This window comes from Caballeronia sp. SL2Y3 (assembly GCF_022879575.1).
Lineage (GTDB): Bacteria > Pseudomonadota > Gammaproteobacteria > Burkholderiales > Burkholderiaceae > Caballeronia.
The window spans coordinates 1,998,129-2,016,229 of sequence record NZ_CP084260.1 but is presented as its reverse complement, the minus strand read 5'-3'; the positions used below and the strand labels follow the sequence as shown (position 1 = coordinate 2,016,229).

The 18,101-nt window shown below is 65.1% G+C and carries 14 protein-coding genes and 1 other RNA gene; 6 read left to right on the top strand and 9 right to left on the bottom strand.

What is annotated here, in order from left to right:
• Positions 1–103: 103 nt before the first annotated feature.
• From LDZ26_RS09525 to LDZ26_RS09515, 3 genes are all read left to right on the top strand, one after another.
• Positions 104–454 carry a helix-turn-helix transcriptional regulator gene (locus tag LDZ26_RS09525; RefSeq protein WP_244847000.1) on the top strand — a complete coding sequence of 117 codons (351 nt, stop codon included), beginning with the start codon at positions 104–106 and terminating at the stop codon, positions 452–454.
• Positions 455–479: 25 nt separating this feature from the next.
• Positions 480–1,478: a cation diffusion facilitator family transporter gene (locus tag LDZ26_RS09520; protein WP_244846999.1), complete on the top strand. Its 999-nt coding sequence runs from the start codon at positions 480–482 to the stop codon at positions 1,476–1,478.
• Between the two features lie 85 nt (positions 1,479–1,563).
• Complete coding sequence (locus tag LDZ26_RS09515) at positions 1,564–3,312, top strand: FAD-dependent monooxygenase (RefSeq protein WP_244846998.1); 1,749 nt, start codon at positions 1,564–1,566, stop codon at positions 3,310–3,312.
• 84 nt (positions 3,313–3,396) lie between these two features.
• On the opposite strand, the gene LDZ26_RS09510 is transcribed toward LDZ26_RS09515, so the two are convergent.
• The 4 genes from LDZ26_RS09510 to LDZ26_RS09495 are packed head-to-tail and all read right to left on the bottom strand — an operon-like array spanning position 3,397 to position 8,640.
• Entirely contained in the window at positions 3,397–3,642 is a 246-nt protein-coding gene (locus tag LDZ26_RS09510) for a formate dehydrogenase subunit delta (protein ID WP_244846997.1), read from the bottom strand.
• A 3-nt stretch (positions 3,643–3,645) separates the two neighbouring features.
• Positions 3,646–6,573, bottom strand: a complete 2,928-nt coding sequence (gene fdhF, locus LDZ26_RS09505; protein WP_244846996.1) for a formate dehydrogenase subunit alpha — start codon at positions 6,571–6,573, stop codon at positions 3,646–3,648.
• 28 nt (positions 6,574–6,601) lie between these two features.
• The gene (locus LDZ26_RS09500; RefSeq protein ID WP_244846995.1) at positions 6,602–8,158 is read right to left on the bottom strand and encodes an NADH-quinone oxidoreductase subunit NuoF; all 1,557 of its coding nucleotides are present in this window, start codon (positions 8,156–8,158) and stop codon (positions 6,602–6,604) included.
• A complete protein-coding gene (locus LDZ26_RS09495) occupies positions 8,155–8,640 on the bottom strand; it encodes an NAD(P)H-dependent oxidoreductase subunit E (protein WP_244846993.1) in 486 nt (161 codons plus the stop codon). The genes LDZ26_RS09500 and LDZ26_RS09495 overlap by 4 nt, the downstream gene beginning before the upstream one ends.
• Before the next feature lie 127 nt (positions 8,641–8,767).
• Between LDZ26_RS09495 and LDZ26_RS09490 the strand changes: the two genes are divergently transcribed.
• The 3 genes from LDZ26_RS09490 to LDZ26_RS09480 all read left to right on the top strand — a co-directional run bounded on the left by LDZ26_RS09490 (position 8,768) and on the right by LDZ26_RS09480 (position 11,762).
• Positions 8,768–9,838, top strand: a complete 1,071-nt coding sequence (locus LDZ26_RS09490; RefSeq protein ID WP_244846991.1) for a substrate-binding domain-containing protein — start codon at positions 8,768–8,770, stop codon at positions 9,836–9,838.
• Between the two features lie 176 nt (positions 9,839–10,014).
• Positions 10,015–10,284: a hypothetical protein gene (locus tag LDZ26_RS09485; RefSeq protein ID WP_159836746.1), complete on the top strand. Its 270-nt coding sequence runs from the start codon at positions 10,015–10,017 to the stop codon at positions 10,282–10,284.
• 401 nt (positions 10,285–10,685) lie between these two features.
• Positions 10,686–11,762, top strand: coding sequence for a glycosyltransferase family 4 protein (locus tag LDZ26_RS09480; RefSeq protein ID WP_244846990.1), 1,077 nt, complete (start codon positions 10,686–10,688; stop codon positions 11,760–11,762).
• 605 nt (positions 11,763–12,367) lie between these two features.
• Here the strand turns inward: LDZ26_RS09480 and LDZ26_RS09475 are convergent.
• The 5 genes from LDZ26_RS09475 to ompA form a co-directional block, all read right to left on the bottom strand.
• Entirely contained in the window at positions 12,368–14,782 is a 2,415-nt protein-coding gene (locus LDZ26_RS09475; protein ID WP_244846989.1) for an FG-GAP-like repeat-containing protein, read from the bottom strand.
• A gap of 556 nt (positions 14,783–15,338) precedes the next feature.
• Positions 15,339–15,696: a transfer-messenger RNA gene (ssrA, locus tag LDZ26_RS09470) on the bottom strand.
• Between the two features lie 84 nt (positions 15,697–15,780).
• Positions 15,781–16,545, bottom strand: a complete 765-nt coding sequence (gene gph, locus LDZ26_RS09465) for a phosphoglycolate phosphatase (protein WP_244846988.1) — start codon at positions 16,543–16,545, stop codon at positions 15,781–15,783.
• Between the two features lie 4 nt (positions 16,546–16,549).
• A complete protein-coding gene (ubiG, locus tag LDZ26_RS09460) occupies positions 16,550–17,248 on the bottom strand; it encodes a bifunctional 2-polyprenyl-6-hydroxyphenol methylase/3-demethylubiquinol 3-O-methyltransferase UbiG (protein WP_175944635.1) in 699 nt (232 codons plus the stop codon).
• Between the two features lie 183 nt (positions 17,249–17,431).
• A complete protein-coding gene (gene ompA, locus LDZ26_RS09455) occupies positions 17,432–18,097 on the bottom strand; it encodes an outer membrane protein OmpA (RefSeq protein ID WP_175944633.1) in 666 nt (221 codons plus the stop codon).
• Positions 18,098–18,101: the final 4 nt, after the last annotated feature.

Here is an 18,101-nt window from a genome sequence, read left to right as displayed (position 1 = left end):
TGCAAACCCCGCATTTTCCCACACTGGAAAGGCCCGCTCCGGATTCTTCTGTTGACATGTTGCGACAATGGTAACTAACATGTGAACACCTATTCATATGTTGATGACTCCGTTGGCCTCGTCTCCATTCGCGCTCGGCGGCGCGACTTCCGATGATCGCGTCGTTCCGCTCGCCGACCTGTTCCGTCTGCTCGGCGACCCGACGCGCCTGCGCATCGTGCTGGCGTGCGTCGAGCAGAAGCGCGCGGTCGGCTCCATTGCCGAATCGCTCGGCCTGTCGGGGTCGCTCGTGAGCCACCATTTGCGTTTGTTGCGCGCGGCGCGGATCGTGCGAGCGGAGCGGCAGGGCAAGCAGGTGTTCTACGTGGCCGCGGACCGCCACATCAGCGGCATGCTGGCGGAACTGCTGGAACACGTCGCCGAGCCGCAGTCCGACGCAACCGACATCAACTGACACCGACTCGAACACCGTCACGCTCATGAGCACGCATACGCATCACGAACACGATCACCACGATCACCACGATCACCACGCGCACGACCATCACGCCGCGCACGAAGGCCACAGCCACGGGGCGGGCGGGCATCATCATCACCATCACGCGCCGCAGGCCGGGCAAGGGCGCACGTTCGCGCTCGCGGTCGGGCTAAACGTGCTGATCGTCGTCGTGCAGGCGGTGTACGGTCTGCTCGCGCATTCGACCGCGCTGCTCGCCGACGCCGGCCACAATCTCTCCGACGTGCTCGGTTTGCTGCTCGCGTGGGGCGCGGTATGGCTCGGCACGCGCCGGCCGAGCGCGCGCTACACGTTCGGGCTCGGCAGCTCGTCGATTCTGGCTTCGCTCGCCAATGCCGCGCTGCTCTTGCTCGCGTGCGGCGCGATCATCCTCGAAGCCGTTCAGCGCCTCCTGAACCCGGCGCCCGTGGCGGGACTGGACGTGTTCATCGTCGCGATGGTCGGGCTCGTCGTGAACGGCTTCTCCGCGTGGCTCTTCATGCGCGGCAGCAAGGAAGACCTGAACGTGCGCGGCGCGTTCATGCACATGGCCGCCGATGCCGCCATTTCCGCCGCCGTCGCCGTGAGCGGGCTCGTCATCCTCTACACGGGATGGAACTGGCTCGACCCGGTGATGAGCATCATCGTGGTGGCCGTTATTTTGTACGGCACCTGGGGCCTCGGCCGGGACGCGATGCGTCTCGCGCTCGCCGCGGTGCCGCCCGGCGTCGACACGGCGCGCATTCGCGGCTATCTGTCGGGGCTGCCGGGCGTGCGCGGCGTGCACGATCTGCACGTCTGGGCGCTCTCGACCACGGAGAACGCGCTGACCGTGCACCTCGTCATGCCGCAGGGCCATCCGGGCGATGCCTTCTTGCAGGGCGTCGTCGCGACCTTGCGGCGCGATCACGCGATGCATCACACCACCGTGCAGGTGGACGTCACGGACAGCGCTTCCGAGTGCGTCTTGCAACACCGCTGAACTGTCGGAGCGAACCGCCGCAGGCAACCCGGCGTACACTAGCCGGAGACAAAAACCCGCTAAAAACCTGCCGGAGATTCCGTGCATGTTCACGCGCAAGCCGAATCCGAACGACATGCTCGACGTCGCGCCGGTGTTGATCGTCGGCGCCGGACCCACGGGCCTCGCCGCCGCGATGAGCCTCTCGCGCGCCCACGTTCCCGTGCGCCTCGTCGACCAGGCGCCGCAGCCTTCGCCGTATTCGCGCGCCATCGGCATTCAGGCGCGCACGCTCGAACTCTTCGAGCAGCATCGCACGGTGGAGCCGTTTCTCGAACTCGGGCATCGGGCGCGCGTCGCCAATCTCTATTCCAACGGCCAGCGCCTCGCGCGTCTCGACTTCGATCCGCTGCAAACGCGCTATCCGTATCTGCTCTTTCTGCCGCAATGCGAGACTGAGCGGCTGCTCGCCGAGCATCTTGCCGAGTCGGGCGTGAAGGTCGAGCGCGGCGTGGCGCTGACCGATTTCACGCAGGGCTCGGCGGGCATTCAGGCGACGCTGCGGCATCCCGGCGGACGCGAAGAAACGCTGCGCCCGTCGTACATGATCGCGGCGGACGGCGCGCATAGCATCGTACGGCACAGGCTCGATATCGGCTTCGAGGGCAAGACCTTCGACCAGACGTTCCTGCTCGCCGACGTTCAGGCCGATTACGACTGGCCCGACGACGAATTCCACATCTTTGCGTCACAAGAAGGGCTGGCCGCGCTCTTTCCGATGGGCGGCGGCCGCGCCCGTCTCATCGGCGATCTCGCGACGCACGCGACGCAAGCGACCCACGAGCCAACTCCCGCCGACGCGCCGAAGAGCGGTCCCGATCTCGACGAATGCCGCGCGCTCGTCGAGCGGCGCGTGCATCATCGCGTGAAGCTGTGGGACCTCGCGTGGTCGTCGTATTTCCGCGTGAACAGCCGCATGGTGGACCGCCTGCGCGTGCAACGCATCTTCCTCGCGGGCGATGCCGCGCACGTGCACAGCCCCGCCGGCGCGCAGGGCATGAACACGGGCATTCAGGAAGCGTTCAACATCGGCTGGAAGATTGCGCGCCTGCTCGCGGGCGGCGCGTCGGACCGCCTGCTCGACACGTACTACACGGAGCGGCATCCGATTGAACGCGACGTGCTGCGTCAGACGAGCATGCTCACGCAATTGGCGGAAGCCGGACACGGCCCGATGAAGCTGATGCGCGAGCACGTGATGCCCGCGCTCGCGGCTATCGGCCCGCTGCGCGACGCGATGCGCCGCACGGTAAGCGAACTGTCGATCAACTATCGCAAGAGCCCGCTCACGCTCGAACGGGTGCTGGATGGCGGACCGCGCGCCGGTGAACGCGCGCCGGATGCGCGCGTGCATGTCGTCGATGGCCCGCTCGGGCGTCTGCCGGGCGTCGGCTGTCTGTACGATCTGCACGATCCCGGTTGCTTCTCGCTCTTTCTGCTCGTCGATCCGACGGGCGAGGACGACATCGCGCTCGCGCCCGCGACCCTCACTGCGGCCCACGCGATGCGCGACAGCAATCTGGACGGCCTCGTGCAGTCAATCGAAGCGATTTTCTCGGACGCGGTGCGCATCTGGCGCATCACGGATACGAGCGGCGACGACGCGCAATCGCTCACCGATCAGTACGGCCGCACGCGCCCGGCGTTCTACCTCGTGCGGCCGGACGGCTATATCGCGGCGCGCGGGCGCGTGCCGGCGGATACGCAGGCGCTGTTGCGTCACTGCGAAACGTGGTTCGGCGCCGAACGTCCGGAAAGCGGCAAGCGCGCGGCGGGCGAGGACGCCGAAGACTGAGCGGTGAGCGGCAAAAGAAAACGCCCCGATACTGCCGGGGCGCAATGGGCACTACAGAGAGCCCGAATATCTCGAAGCGCGGTGTCAGGCGGTCGCCGCCTTCGGCTGCAGATCCGCCTTGTGGAGCGTGAGCGCCTCGCGCAGGATCGGCTCCATCGAGGCGCTTGCCTCCGGGTTATCCAGCGCGGTCAGAATCGCCACGCGCATGCGCGGTTCCCAGAAGCGGCGGATATGATCCGCCACGCCATCGACGGCTTCGGCATGATCCGGCATCGAATCGAAAAACTCGCCGATGCGGTTCGCCATCTCGATCAGATTATCCACGTCCATGTGTCATTTCCCTGAAGTGGTCGCGAGGCTGCGCATGTTGAGCAGTTCGAGCTGCTGCGTGCTGAAGCGCGAGTAGTCCTTCTGCCATTGCGACGGCTGCTCCACCGGCAACACCTGCACCGCCGTGACCTTGTACTCCGGGCAATTGGTCGCCCAGTCGGACGAATCGGTGGTGATGACGTTCGCGCCCGATTCCGGGAAGTGGAACGTCGTATAGACGACGCCCGGCTGCATGCGGTCGGTGATCTTCGCGCGCAGCACGGTCTGCCCGGCGCGGGATTCGATGCCGACCCAGTCGCCCGTCTTGATGCCGCGGTCCTCGGCGTCGTGCGGGTGAATCTCCAGGCGGTCCTCGTCGTGCCAGCGCGAATTTTCGGTGCGCCGCGTCTGCGCGCCGACGTTGTACTGCGACAGAATGCGCCCCGTCGTCAGCAGAAGCGGGTACTTGCGCGTGACCTTCTCCGGCGTCGGCACGAACTTCGTGATGACGAAGCGTCCCTTGCCGCGCACGAACTCGTCGATATGCATCGTCGGCGTGCCGTCGGGCGCCTTCTCGTTGCACGGCCACTGGATGCTGCCCATCTCGTCGAGCTTCTCGTACGAGACGCCGTGGAAGGTCGGCGTGAGGCGCGCGATCTCGTCCATGATTTCGGACGGATGCGTGTAGTTCATCTCGTAGCCGAGCGCGCGGGAAAGCAGGATCGTCACTTCCCAGTCCGAGTAGCCCGCGAGCGGCGGCATGACCTTGCGCACGCGTGAGATGCGGCGTTCGGCGTTGGTGAAAGTGCCGTCCTTTTCGAGGAAGGTCGAGCCCGGCAAGAGCACGTGCGCGTACTTCGCGGTCTCGTTCAGGAAGATGTCCTGCACGACGATGCATTCCATCGCCGACAGGGCGCCCGCGACATGCTGCGTGTTCGGATCCGACTGAACGATGTCCTCGCCCTGGCAATAGAGCCCCATGAACGTGCCGTGCGTGGCGGCATCGAACATGTTCGGGATGCGCAGGCCGGGCTCCGGTTGCAGCGTCACGTTCCACGCTTCTTCGAAGAGCGCGCGCGTCGCGGCATCGCCGATATGGCGATAGCCCGGCAACTCGTGCGGGAACGAGCCCATGTCGCACGAGCCCTGCACGTTGTTCTGGCCGCGCAGCGGATTCACGCCGACGCCTTCGCGGCCGACATTGGCCGTCGCCATCGCGAGGTTCGCGATGCCCATCACGGTGGTCGAACCTTGCGCGTGCTCCGTCACGCCGAGCCCGTAGTAGATCGCCGCGTTGCCGCCGGTCGCGTAGATACGCGCGGCTTCGCGGACTTGCTGCGCGGGGACGCCCGTGACCGCTTCCGTCGCCTCGGGCGAGTTTTCTTCGAGCGCGACGAAATCGCGCCATTGCTGGAACGCGCGCGGCTCGCAGCGTTGCGCAATGAATGCTTCGTCGAGCAAGCCTTCGGTGACGATCACATGCGCGAGCGCGTTGACCATCGCGACGTTCGTTCCCGGCCGCAGCGCCAGATGGTGCGACGCCTTCACGTGCGGCGTATCGACGATATCGATGCGGCGCGGATCGATCACGATCAGCGTCGCGCCCTCGCGCACGCGGCGCTTCAGGCGCGAGGCGAAGACCGGATGGCCATCGGTCGGGTTCGCGCCCATCACCACGATCACGTCCGACTTTTCGATGGACGCGAACGTCTGCGTGCCCGCGGATTCGCCGAGCGTCGTCTTCAGACCGTAGCCGGTCGGCGAATGGCAGACGCGCGCGCAGGTATCGACGTTGTTGTTGCCGAACGCGGCGCGCACGAGCTTCTGCACGAGATACGTCTCTTCGTTCGTGCAGCGCGACGATGTGATGCCGCCGATCGAATCGCGCCCGTACTTGTCCTGAATGCGGCGGAATTCGCTCGCCGCATAGCTGATCGCTTCGTCCCACGACACTTCGCGCCACGGATCGGTGATCTTCGCGCGAATCATCGGCTTCGTGATGCGGTCCTTGTGCGTCGCATAGCCCCATGCGAAGCGGCCCTTGACGCACGCATGGCCTTCGTTCGCCTGGCCGTTCTTGTTCGGCGTCATGCGCACGACGGTGTTGCCCTTCATCTCCGCCTTGAGCGAACAGCCGACGCCGCAGTACGCGCAGGTCGTCACGACAGAATGCTCCGCCTGGCCGAGCATGATGACGCTCTTCTCTTGCAGCGTCGCGGTCGGGCACGCGGCGACGCACGCGCCGCACGACACGCATTCCGATTCCATGAACGGCACGTTCTCGCTTGCCGCCACGCGCGATTCGAAACCGCGTCCGGCGATGGTCAGCGCGAACGTGCCTTGCGTTTCCTCGCACGCGCGCACGCAGCGATTGCAGACGATGCACTTCGACGGATCGTAGGTGAAGTACGGATTCGACTCGTCCTTCTTGTCCTTCAGATGGTTCGCGCCTTCGTAGCCGTAGCGCACTTCGCGCAGGCCGACCACGCCCGCCATGTCCTGCAATTCGCAGTCGCCGTTGGCGGGGCAGGTGAGGCAATCGAGCGGGTGATCGGAGATGTAAAGCTCCATCACGTTACGCCGCAGCAATTGCAGCTTGTCGCTTTGCGTGCGCACTTTCATGCCCGCTTCGACGGGCGTCGTGCAGGACGCCGGATAACCGCGCTTGCCTTCGATCTCCACGAGGCACAGACGGCACGAGCCCCACGGTTCCAGCGAATCGGTGGCGCAGAGCTTCGGCACGTTGACGCCCGCTTCGATCGCGGCGCGCATCACTGACGTGCCCGCGGGCACCGTGACCGACTGGCCGTCGATGTCGAGCGTCACGTCGATGTCGGCATGGCGCAGCGGCGTGCCGTAGTCGGTCTCGTCGAACGGATCGCGGCGTTGCACCGATGCCGCGCTCTTGCACGCGCAATTGCCCGAACCGCAGCCGTTGATGGTGTTGGACATGTTCTGTGTCTCCGTACTTTTATGCCGCTTATGCCGCTTTCCGTGCAGGCGTGCGGGGCAGGCCGAAGTCTTCGGGGAAATGATCGAGCGCGGAGAGCACCGGGAACGGCGTCATGCCGCCCATCGCGCAGAGCGAGCCGCCGATCATGGTGTCGCACAGTTCGCGCAACAGCGTGATCTGCCTGACCGACGTATCGCCTTCGCGGATCTTCGCGATGACTTCCTCGCCGCGCGTCGAACCGATGCGGCAGGGCGTGCACTTGCCGCACGATTCGATCGCGCAGAAGCGCATCGCGTATTGCGCGAGCTCGGCGAGATTCGAGGTGTCGTCGTGAATCACGAGGCCGCCGTGGCCGACCACCGCGCCGACCTTCGCATACTCTTCGTAGTCGAGCGGAATGTCCCACTGGCTTTCCGGCAGATACGTGCCGAGCGGGCCGCCCACTTGCACCGCGCGCGCCGGCCGGCCGCTCGCCGTCCCGCCGCCGAAATCGCGGATGAGTTCGCGCAGCGTCACGCCGAACGCGAGTTCGACGAGCCCGCCTTGCTTCACGTTGCCCGCGAGCTGGAAGGGCAGCGTGCCGCGCGAGCGGCCCATGCCGTAGTCGCGATAGAACGCCGCGCCCTTCGCGAAGATGATCGGCACGGTCGCGAGCGTAATCACGTTGTTGATGACGGTCGGCTTGCCGTACAACCCGGTGAGCGCCGGCACCGGCGGCTTCGCGCGCACGATGCCGCGCTTGCCTTCGAGCGATTCGAGCAGCGCCGTTTCCTCGCCGCAGACATACGAGCCCGCGCCCTTGGCCACGTAAAGCTCGAACGCGTGCGACGTGCCGAGCACGCTCGCGCCGAGCCATCCGGCTTCGCGCGCGTGGTCGATCGCGCGATTGAGCGTCGCGATCGAATGCGGATACTCGCTGCGGACGTAGATATAACCTTTGGTCGCGCCGGTCGCGACGCCCGCGATAATCATGCCTTCGATCAGCATGTACGGATCGCTTTCCATCACGAGCCGGTCGGAGAACGTGCCGGAGTCGCCTTCGTCCGCATTGCAGACGATGTACTTCTGGTCCGCCAGCGCCGCGCGCACCGTCTTCCACTTGATGCCGGCCGGGAACGCCGCGCCGCCGCGCCCGCGCAGGCCGGAATCGACGAGCGCCTCGCAGACCGCGTCGCCGTTCATCTCGAGCACGTTGCGCAGACCTTGCAGGCCGCCGAGCGACACGTAGTCGTCGATCGAGACCGGGTCCGTGATGCCGATGCGCGCGAACGTGAGCCGCTGCTGCTTCTTCAAATACGGAATCTCGTCGACGATGCCGACGTTCGTCTCGTGCGCGCCGCCTCCGTGGAAGCCTGCATCGAATAGGGCGGCGATCTCGTCTTCTTCGACGTTCGCGTAGCCGATGCGCCCTTGCGCCGTCTCCACTTCGACGAGCGGTTCCAGATACAAGAGCCCGCGCGAGCCGTTGCGCACGATCTGCACGTCGATGCCGCGTTGTGCTGCTTCGCTCGCAATCGCCTTCGCGATGCGATCGGCGCCGAGCGCGAGCGCCGACGAGTCGCAGGGAACGTAGATGCGCGTCATGCCGTCACCTCGCTGCTTTGCTTCGCCGCGTCGTACAGGCGATCGAATTTTTGCGGCGTCACCTTCGCGTAAAGCTCGCCGTTGATGGTCATGGCGGGCGAGAGCGCGCACTGGCCGAGGCAATACACGGATTCGAGTTCCGTGTCCTCTGCATGGCCGCTGTCGAAACGACAGCCGGTGTGCCCTTCGATGTGATCCTTCAGCGCCTCCGTCCCCATGCTGCGGCATGCTTCCGCGCGGCATAGCTGCACGGTCACGCGCGCGGGCGGCGCGGAACGGAAGTGATGGTAATAGGTGATCGTGCCATGCACTTCGGCGCGCGAAAGCGATAAGGTGCGAGCGAGCGGCGCGACGACTTCGGCCGGCACGAAGCCGGTTTCGTCCTGAATGGCGTGCAGGATCGTCATCAATGTCGCGCCTTGCACGGCGTGACGGCGCACGAGTTCGTCTGCTTCGGCGGCGGACAGCTGCGGTTGCGTCATGGGGCTCCTCCAAGGTCTCGGCATATGTTTTATCGGTGCATATATCAGTCGTATAATCGGGGCGCCGAGCCCGTGAAAGAACAATAGGCGTCGTGATATATCTTGGCAATAGGAAAGGACAATACATATGGTCGACGTCGAATGCCGCGCCGAACTCATCCTGCGCGACCCCGATGGCCGCGAAACCAGTCTCAGCGCGGTTGTCCCGCTTTTGCAGCTCGTGGCGCAGACGGGCAGCATCGCCAACGCAGCGAGCGCTAAGGGTTTGTCCTATCGCCATGCGTGGGGTCTGCTGCGTGAAATCGAGGCGCGGCTGGGCGGCGCGCTCGTCACGAAATCACGCGGGCGCGGATCGGTGCTGTCGGAACTCGGCGAGTCGGTGCTGCGTGCGCAGCGCCTTTGCGGCGATCGCCTCGAAGCGCCGTTGCAGGCAGTCGCCACCGATGTCGCCGACGAACTGAATCGCCGGCTCGCGGGCGAAGTATCGAACCTGCGCATTCACGCATCGCACGGCTACGCGGTCGCCACGCTCGTTCGCGCGCTCGGCGAACGGCGTGTGCCGGTGGACATCAAGTACCGCGAGAGCGCGGAAGCGGTGAGGGCGCTCGCGCGCAGCGAATGCGAGCTCGCCGGTTTCCACTTGCCTATAGGCAAGTTCCGCTCGACGTGCGCGGAAATCTATCGACCGTATCTCGATCCGAAGAAGCATCAGCTGATTCGCCTGACGCGGCGCACGCAGGGACTTTTTCTGCCGAAGGGCAACCCGAAGCAGATCAGCGGCTTGCGCGATCTGGCGCGCAACGACGTGCGTTTCGTGAACCGGCAGCCGGGGTCGGGCACGCGCATGCTGCTCGACCTGTCGCTGCGCGGCGTGGGCGTCGATCCGGACGAAATCAATGGTTACGCGTCGACGGAGCTCACGCATTCGGCCATCGCGGCGTTCGTCGCGAGCGGCATGGCCGACCTGGGCTTCGGCGTGCAGCCTGCGGCGCAGCACTTCGGGCTCGATTTCATTCCGGTCATCGACGAGGACTATTTCTTCGCCTGCGAGCGCGCACGGCTCGCCGAAGCGCGGCTCGTGAGCGTGCTCGGCGTGCTGCGCAGCGCGGCGTTCAACGAAAGCGTCGCGCACCTGGACGGCTACGATCCGCAACGCTGCGGGACGCTCTTGGAAGTCGAGGAGGGGCTTCACGGCTGAGTGAGCGAGCTTAGTCAGCGGGCCGACTGAGCGCCGACGCGCGAAACGGACGGTAAGACGAATCTCTCCCGTCGAAACCGCCGGCTTGAGCGAATTGCGTTAACCTAGCGGCTTCGGTTTTTCGTTTCAGCGTTTTCTTCTCGTTCCAGACGCGCCTTCGACGCGCGAAAATCGCCATGAAATTCACGTTGCTCGCTTCACTGTCCGCCGCGCTCGTCGCCGGCGCCGTTTATCTCGCTCCCGCCGCGTTCGCGCAGAATTCGCCCGGCATTCCTGGCGGCGTGTTGCAGGACAACTTCCGCATCAACGAGCATCCGCAGATGCCGTTCGCCGCCTCGGCGCCTTCCGACAAATATCAGCGCGGCACGTCCGCGATGCGCCGCCGCGGCGACAACGGCGACCCCGACGGCTGCAACCTCAAGTGCCCGAAAGACGGCAGCAATTGAAGCCGCATTAAGGCCGGATCAAAGCCGGATCAAAGCCGGACGAATCGCGGCGCGTGCAATGCGCGCCGTCAGCGTGTCTTTCCTTCCATCGCTTTTCCGTTGTATCGCTTCGCGCCATGTGCGCGCCGCCTCATACGGCAGCCATTGAATTCCGCAGCGACCGAAAAACACTACGAGATGGCCGACGTGCCATGCGAGCCAAGGAGTACCTTGATCGACGTGTCATCGAGCGATAGTTCGATGCGCACGGCCGTTTTTTCTCCGATCTAAAAACCATAAAAACAGGAAGTGCTCGGCTGCACGAACCACGCGAGACAGCGTGGGCAAGCGGCGACGGACGCCACGCAACCGTGGGCAGACGTGGCCCCGAACGCACTTCGGACCACCGAGGGACTGCACGCATGCGAATTCTCCAGGTCATACTGGCGCCTCGCCTTTCGGGGGCGGAAGTTCTCGCCAAGGGCGTCGCGATCGGTCATCAGCGCGCGGGACACAGCGTCTCGATCGCCTCGCTGATGCCCGAGCACGACGACTTCCGACACATCAGCGCAGAGTTGCGCGCGCACGGCGTTTCGTGCGTTTTCCCGGCGAAGAATCCGACGAAGCTGGGCCGGCTGCTGTTTCTGCATCGCGCGATCCGGTCGTTCAAGCCCGACATCATCTTCGCGCACGCGACCATTCCGGCGCTTTACGTGCGCGCGTTGCCGACGCGCGTGCCGATCGTCTGGGTCATGCACTCGGGCGCGAACGACTTCGCCAATGCCGCGCTGATGCGCGCCGAGCGCCTGCTGTCGAATCGCGCGAAGGCGGTGATCGGCGTATCGCAGAAGAACATCGACGACTACGTGAAGGAAGTCGGCCTGCATCCGTCGATGATCGTGGTGCCGAACGGCGTCGATGTCTCGCGCTTCGCCGACGATGCCGGGCCGCGCGTGCCCGTCGCGCACAAGCAGATCGTGCAGGTCGGCCGCTATATCCCCGAGAAGAATCAGTTGCAGACGGTCGAAGCCTTCGCGCACGTGGCCTGCGCCGATCGCGATGCGCGGCTTCTGTTGTGCGGCGTCGTCGAAAACCTCGACTATCACGCGGCGGTGATCGAGCGCGTCGCCCAGTTGGGGCTGAAGGATCGCGTGTCGATTCAGGGACCGCAGCAGAACGTCGCGCAGATTCTGCGGGCATCGAGCGTGTTCGCCATGCCGTCGAGCTTCGAAGCCCACAGCATCGGTTTTCTGGAGGCGCTGGCGTCGGGCATTCCGGTGGTGGGCAACGCCATTGCGTCGTTCGCGTTCGCGGGCGGTTTCCCGGGCGTGCAACTGCTCGATACGAGCGACACTGCCGCCTATGGCCGGGCGCTTCTCGATGCGCTCTCGCAGCCGCGCGCCACGCGCCCGCTGCAAGGACTGACGCTGCAAAGCACGGCCGACCGGTATCTTGCCATCGCGCGCGACGTGCTGGGTTTGCGCGTGGGGCTTGGTTGACGGGCGGGGGGCGGGAACGCGCGGTCCGAAGGGGACGGGGCGGCGCGTTAGAGCGATTCCGAATGCAATTGCGGCACGTCGCGGTGAACTATGCGTAGGCGTCCGTTAATCGGCAAGACTTGAAGATGACGCGCCGCGGATCGAAAGGGCGGCGTGCTTTCGTTTGCCGCCGCAGGAAGCGAGCGTCTCGATCCAGAGCGACTCTAATGTAATCCCGGCACGTCGCCCTGAACTGCGCGTAGGCGTCCGTTGAACGGCGAGACTTGCAGATCACGCGCCGGCCAGATCGAGAGGGCGGCGCATTTGTCGTTTGCCGCTTCAGTAAGCGAGCGTCTCCATCCGGAGCGATTCCGAATACAGTTCCGGCACGTCGCCCCCACTACGCGTCGGCGTTCGGTGAACGGCAAGCCTTGGAGATCACGCATGCTCGGATCGCGAGGGGCGGCGCATTGTTTGTTGCCGCCATAGAAAACGAGCGCCTTCAGCACAAACGATTCGGAGTACGCACGGGGCAAACTCGGCCAAGTCCGCGCGTGGGCCTGAGCGAAACAGCAACGATCAGAGAAGCCACGCGCCGACGCTCGAAGCACAAGCGCGGCGCGTTCTTATTTGCCGCCCCAGTAAGCGAGCGTCTTCAGCCAAAGTGATTCCGAATACAGCCCCGGCAAGTCGCCCCAGATCTGCACCGGTCCCAGCCTGAACGACGAGTCGACGTCATAGCCGGATAAGCTCGGCGCGCCGCCGGTGTAATAGAACTCCTTGAGAATCGCGTTCGCGCGGTGGAACAGGATCAGCGTGGCGTGATTGTCGTGGTCGTTGCGGCGAATCAGCGCCGGCATGGAATCGGCGTAGGACGTGCCGGGCAGCGTCGCGGTTTCCTCGGCCGGGCCGAACACCTTGCCGCCCTCGATGCCGAAGACGCGCGTGCTGGCCGAGTCCGCACGCGGCGCGAGCACCGCGAGGTCGTCGATGCCATCGCCGTCGATATCACCCGCCGCAACTTTCACGGACGCAGCGCGCAGTTGCGGGTACACGTTCGTGCGGTAGCTGGCTTCGAACGCGGCACCCGTGCTCGCCAGTTGCGAAAGCGCGAGCGCGCCGTTCACGTTCTCCATCGCGATGAGTCCCGCCCGCTCCGATCCCGCGACGCGCGCAGGCACGAAGCGGGCGCTCGCGGACAGCGCGGGCGCATTGAGCCAGAGCGCAGGGGCACTTGCCGTCGCTCCGTTCGATGCGAGCACCCAGAGGTCCAGCCCTGCGTCCTTGCGCTGCTGCGCGATCGCGACGTCGGCGCGGCCGTCGCCGTTGAAGTCGCCCGCGACGTATTGCTGCGCGGTGGCAGGCGTCCATTGGGCGCTCGTCTGGAACCACAGGCGCGGCGCTTCGAAGCGCGTGCCCGCGCTTTTCAGCACCCAGAACGCGGTGCCGCCGTTTCGTGGCGTGACCACCATCAGATCGGCGCGGCCGTCGCCGTCGAAGTCGCCGAGCAGAAAGCGCGCGCTGTCGAAGCAGAGCGTATCCGCCTCGCAGGTCGGCGAGCTCGCCTGCGGATCGAACGGCACGGCGTTCAGATACCACGGCGCGGCCTGGTCCATGCGCGACATCTCCGCGACCCAGACGTTGAACCCCGGCCCGTCCTTCCGACGCTGCACGTACACGGCGCTGTCGCGGCCCGTGCCGCGCACGTCGCCGAAGAGCGCGCCTTCCTGGCGGGTATCGGTCCACACGGTCTGCGGCGTCGGCGACCAGCGATACTCCGCCGTCAGAAGCGAGCAACTGCCGGCGGTGACTGCGCCGTTCTTCTCGCCCAGACAGTGATTGAGCGGCGTATAGACGAAGCCGAAATCCCACGGCGTCCACCGCTGCGACGCGCTCTTCGCGTTGCACGCTTCTTCGACGAGCCCCGCATCGCGTTCGGCGATGCACGCGTGGGTGGCGGCGTTCACGAGCAGCGCGTCGTTCTTTTCGCCGGGCGTCGCGGGCAACTGTTGCCAGAACCAGTTCTGCGATGCATCGCCCGAGCACGCGCCAAGGCGCGGTGGCCGCCCCGCGCCGCCGGATTGCAGGCATCGGCTCGAATATTCGTTGACGAGCTGAAACGGCCGCAACTGGAAGTCCGGGCCGGCGTCGTTGGCGCGCGCGCTGCTCCAGTAGCGGCGAGCCACCCAGTTGCCGTCCCACATGTATTCGTCGAAGACGTGGCCGGCGTCGTTGCCGTCGACGGAAAAGTAGCTGCCGACGACATCGCGCTTGCGCAGCGTCTCTTCGGCGTCGAGATTCTTGGGCAGGCCGCCGGTCGGGTAGGTGACGTGATAGCCGATCGGCAGATCGCGTTTCAGGCTCTGCGCGACCACGCGCGTAATGCGCGCCGCGTAGATGTGGTCCGGATGCTCCATGAACGCGACGGTGTCCGGATTGAGCGTGTAGATGGCGGTGGCCTGCGAGAGAATGGCGCGCACCGTCGCGGACAGGGACGCCCGATCGTACGTCGTCGCACCCGCGCCGTCGGACTGCATCGGATACGTGGTCACCGTCTGGCCGCGATCCCACAGCAGCCCGAGCGGAACCTTGCCGCCGCGCACGCCGCCGCCCGGCAGGCGAAGTTCGAGCAGCTTCACGCGCGGCTGTCCCGCAAGCACCAGTTGATGCACCGGCTTGCCCGCGAGCATGACGGTCGATTCCTGCCACCGGTCGGGCACGCCCGCCATGCGCGCGTAGGCGAGCTTGGTGCCGGTCTCGCGCAGCAGCACGTAGTCGAACTTGGCGCCGTTCGCGCCGCCGATCAAGTGGACGGTGGTGACGCACCAGCCGGCGTCGAGCTTGTCGCTGATGCCGGGATTCACGAACAGCAGGTCGTCGTCCAGATGCGCGACTACGGTAACGAGCGTGCCTGCGCGGCAATCGGCGGATGCGGACGCGGCGGCCGCCTGCGCGTACGTCGGAAAGAAGAGGGCGAGCATGGCCCACGCCAACGCGATCACGCTTGTTCGGATGTTCTTGGTGCCGCTTTCTCGATACATGCTTTTCCCGCCACGCGAGCCGGTTCGCCGGATAAAGCAGAAGATTGCATTCGCGGGGACGGCACGGTCGGTTGCCGAGCGAACACGTATGACGGATCCGAGCCCAGTCGGCCAGACGAAAAAAAGCCTCGCCGAATGGCGAGGCTAAAGTACCTGGAATGACTTCCCGTCCACGAGAACGAGAAGCGTCAGAAGCGTAACGTCGCTGCGCTAGGAGAAAAATCGGATTTGTCGGAGAACCGGCTTTGGATCGAGCCTGCGAACTCGAATCGTTGACTAAGCTCAGTCATGTAAGGGAAACGGAGGCGAATCGTGTTTTGATCGACAGATAGCTGACGCACAGCAATAGATTCGGACGGCTCCGATACGAACCGCGCACTGCGGCCTCTATTCTGTGGCCCGTAGCTCGCGTCGTCTCTGCCGCAGCTATGTCTCTCAAGGATGTTTGCCCCGCCTCGCGCGGGGCTTTTTTTCGTCTGCGCTGAGCGACAGACGCGCACGCTGCGCCAAACAAAAAACCCGCGACGCTTGCGCGATCGCGGGTTTCCAAATGGGGTGGTGGAGGCGGCGGGAATCGAACCCGCGTCCAGAAGCGCTCTACGACCAGTTCTACATACTTAGTTCTGTCTTTTGATTTAACCGCAACGACGCGGACGAACACGCTGCGTTACGGCGATTCACTAAATTTTCGATCTTGGCGTCGTGACGCCACCAAGACTTATCTGACGTATATGACCTCTCGCGGTATTGCTACCCTAACCCGTCAGCGAATTAGTGAGAGGACGGCGGCCCTTAGGCTGCCAGTGCGAACGTATCGTCGTTTGCAGTTACGTTTTTCCCATTGATTAACGAGGTGACGGGTCCTCGGTATGCCCTGACCGCTTCACAACCCCTGTCGAAACCAGGTCGCCCCCAGCGGAACTGAGATTATCCCACGAAATACTGTATGAGGCGAACGGCGGCTTTTTCAAGAGCCTTCATCCGCCGCGCACGCGCCGTCACGGGATCTCGCGCAGCAGCAGCTGCAATTCCCCGGTTGATTCGACGACGTGATCCGCGTGCCAGCGATGCGGCGGGATGTCGTCGCCGCAATAGCCGTACGCGGCGGCGACCGTGATCATCCCGGCGGCGAAGCCCGCTTGCACGTCGCGCAGGTCGTCGCCGACGTAGACGATGCGCTCCGGCGCCACGTCGAGCAAATCCGCCGCGTGCAAGAGCGGCGCGGGATGCGGCTTCGAATGCGGCGTCGTGTCGCCGCACACGAGGCAGCCGGCGCGCGTATCGAGCCCGAGCAGCGCGACGAGCGGCGCCGCGAGCCGCGTCACCTTGTTCGTGACGATGCCCCAGCGCACGCCACGCGCGTCGAGCTGGTCCAGCAATTCGATGATGCCGGGGAAGAGCGTCGTTTCGATGCAGAGGTCGGCCTCGTAATTGGCGAGGAATTCCTCGCGCATCGAGGCGAACTCGTGGTGCTCCGGCCCGATTTCGAACGCGCCGCCCAGCAACCCGCGCGCGCCCGCCGATGCGTATGGCCGCAGCGCCTCCAGCGGACGCATTTCGAGCCCGCGGTCGTGGCGCATCTTGTTGACGGCCGCCACGAGGTCCGGCGCGGTATCGGCGATGGTGCCGTCCAGATCGAACAGCACCGCTTGGCAGAGCCCGAGCGAGCGGCCATCGGCCGCGCGTTGCGGCTGCGGCGTGGGGTCGTCGGGCAGGGGCTTCGTCTCGACGATGCCCGTTTCGCCTTGTTCTTCCGGAGTCATGGCGTCACGCTTCCCGACGGCAAGCCATCATGTAGTTGATGCTCGTGTCGTTGGAAAGGCCGAAGTGCTGCGAGATCGGCCGGTACGTGATGCCCTTGATATCCACCGGCAAGAGCGACGCGGTGCGCGCGAACGTCGCCAGTTCCGAGGGCTTGATGAAGCGCGCGTAGTCGTGCGTGCCGCGCGGCAGCATCCGCGCGATGTACTCGGCGCCGATCACGGCGAAGAGATACGCCTTGGCGTTCCGGTTGAGCGTGGAGAAGAACACCCAGCCGCCGGGTTTGACGAGCGCGGCGCACGCCGCGACGGTGCCAGCGGGGTTCGGCACGTGCTCCAGCATCTCCATGCAGGTCACGACGTCGTACGAGCCCGGCTCGCGCGCGGCGAGCGCCTCCGCCGAGATTTCCTCGTACGCCACCTCGACGCCGCTTTCGAGACTATGCAGATCCGCGACGCCGAGCGCGTTCGACGACAGATCGATGCCTTTCACCGTTGCGCCGCGCGTAGCCATCGACTCCGACAAGATGCCGCCTCCGCAGCCGATGTCGAGGACACGCTTGCCCATCAAATGCGCATGCGCGTCAATCCAGTCGAGCCGCACCGGGTTCAGCTCGTGCAGCGGCTTGAATTCGGCGTTCGGGTCCCACCAGCGATGCGCGAGATCGCTGAATTTCTGCAGTTCGTGGGGATCGACATTCGTCATGAGGAAGACCTTGGCTAAACGTGAATCGGTAGGGTCGAGTATATAGGCGGTCAACAGGGCGGGCAAAACGCACGGCGCGTTCGGCGGCGGCATTCGGCAAGAAACTGCGTGAATGCGCCGCCGTAGGGCATAAAAAAACCCCCGCCGAGGCGGGGGTTCGAGTCTGCGGCAAGCCGGCAGAACTTACTGTTGCGGCTGACGCGTCGTGCCGACAACTTCGACTTCCACGCGACGATCCGGTGCGAGGCAGGCGATGAGTTGCTTGCGGTTCTTCTGCGTGCAGGAACCCTTCGTGACCGGGTCGCGCTTGCCCTTGCCTTCCGTGTAGATGCGGTTGGCTTCGATGCCCTTGCTGACCAGGTACGCCTTCACAGCTTGCGCACGGCGCAGCGACAGACGGTCGTTGTACTTGTCCGAACCGATGCGGTCCGTGTAACCCGTTGCAACCACGACTTCGAGGTTCAGTGCGCCGATCTTCGATGCGAGATCGTCCAGCGCGGTCTTGCCGGCCGGCTTCAGGACTGCCTTGTCGAAGTCGAACAGGGCGTCGGCCTGGTACGTAACCTTCTGGCTGGTGATAGCGGGTGCGGCGGGCGGCGGCGGAGCAACTGCCGGAGCCGGGGCTTGCGCGACCAGTGCGCCATCGCACTTCGCGTTAGCCGTGGCCGGCGTCCAGAATGCGTCGCGCCAGCACAGTTCGTTCGTGCCGTTCATCCACACATACTCGCCCGTGCCATTCACCCAGTTGTCATTGACGGCTTGTCGCGAGGCCGGCACCGATTGCGCCGAGGCCGATGCAGCCATAACTGCGGTAGCTGCAATGAACGCGAGCTTTGAAAGTTTATTCATATTT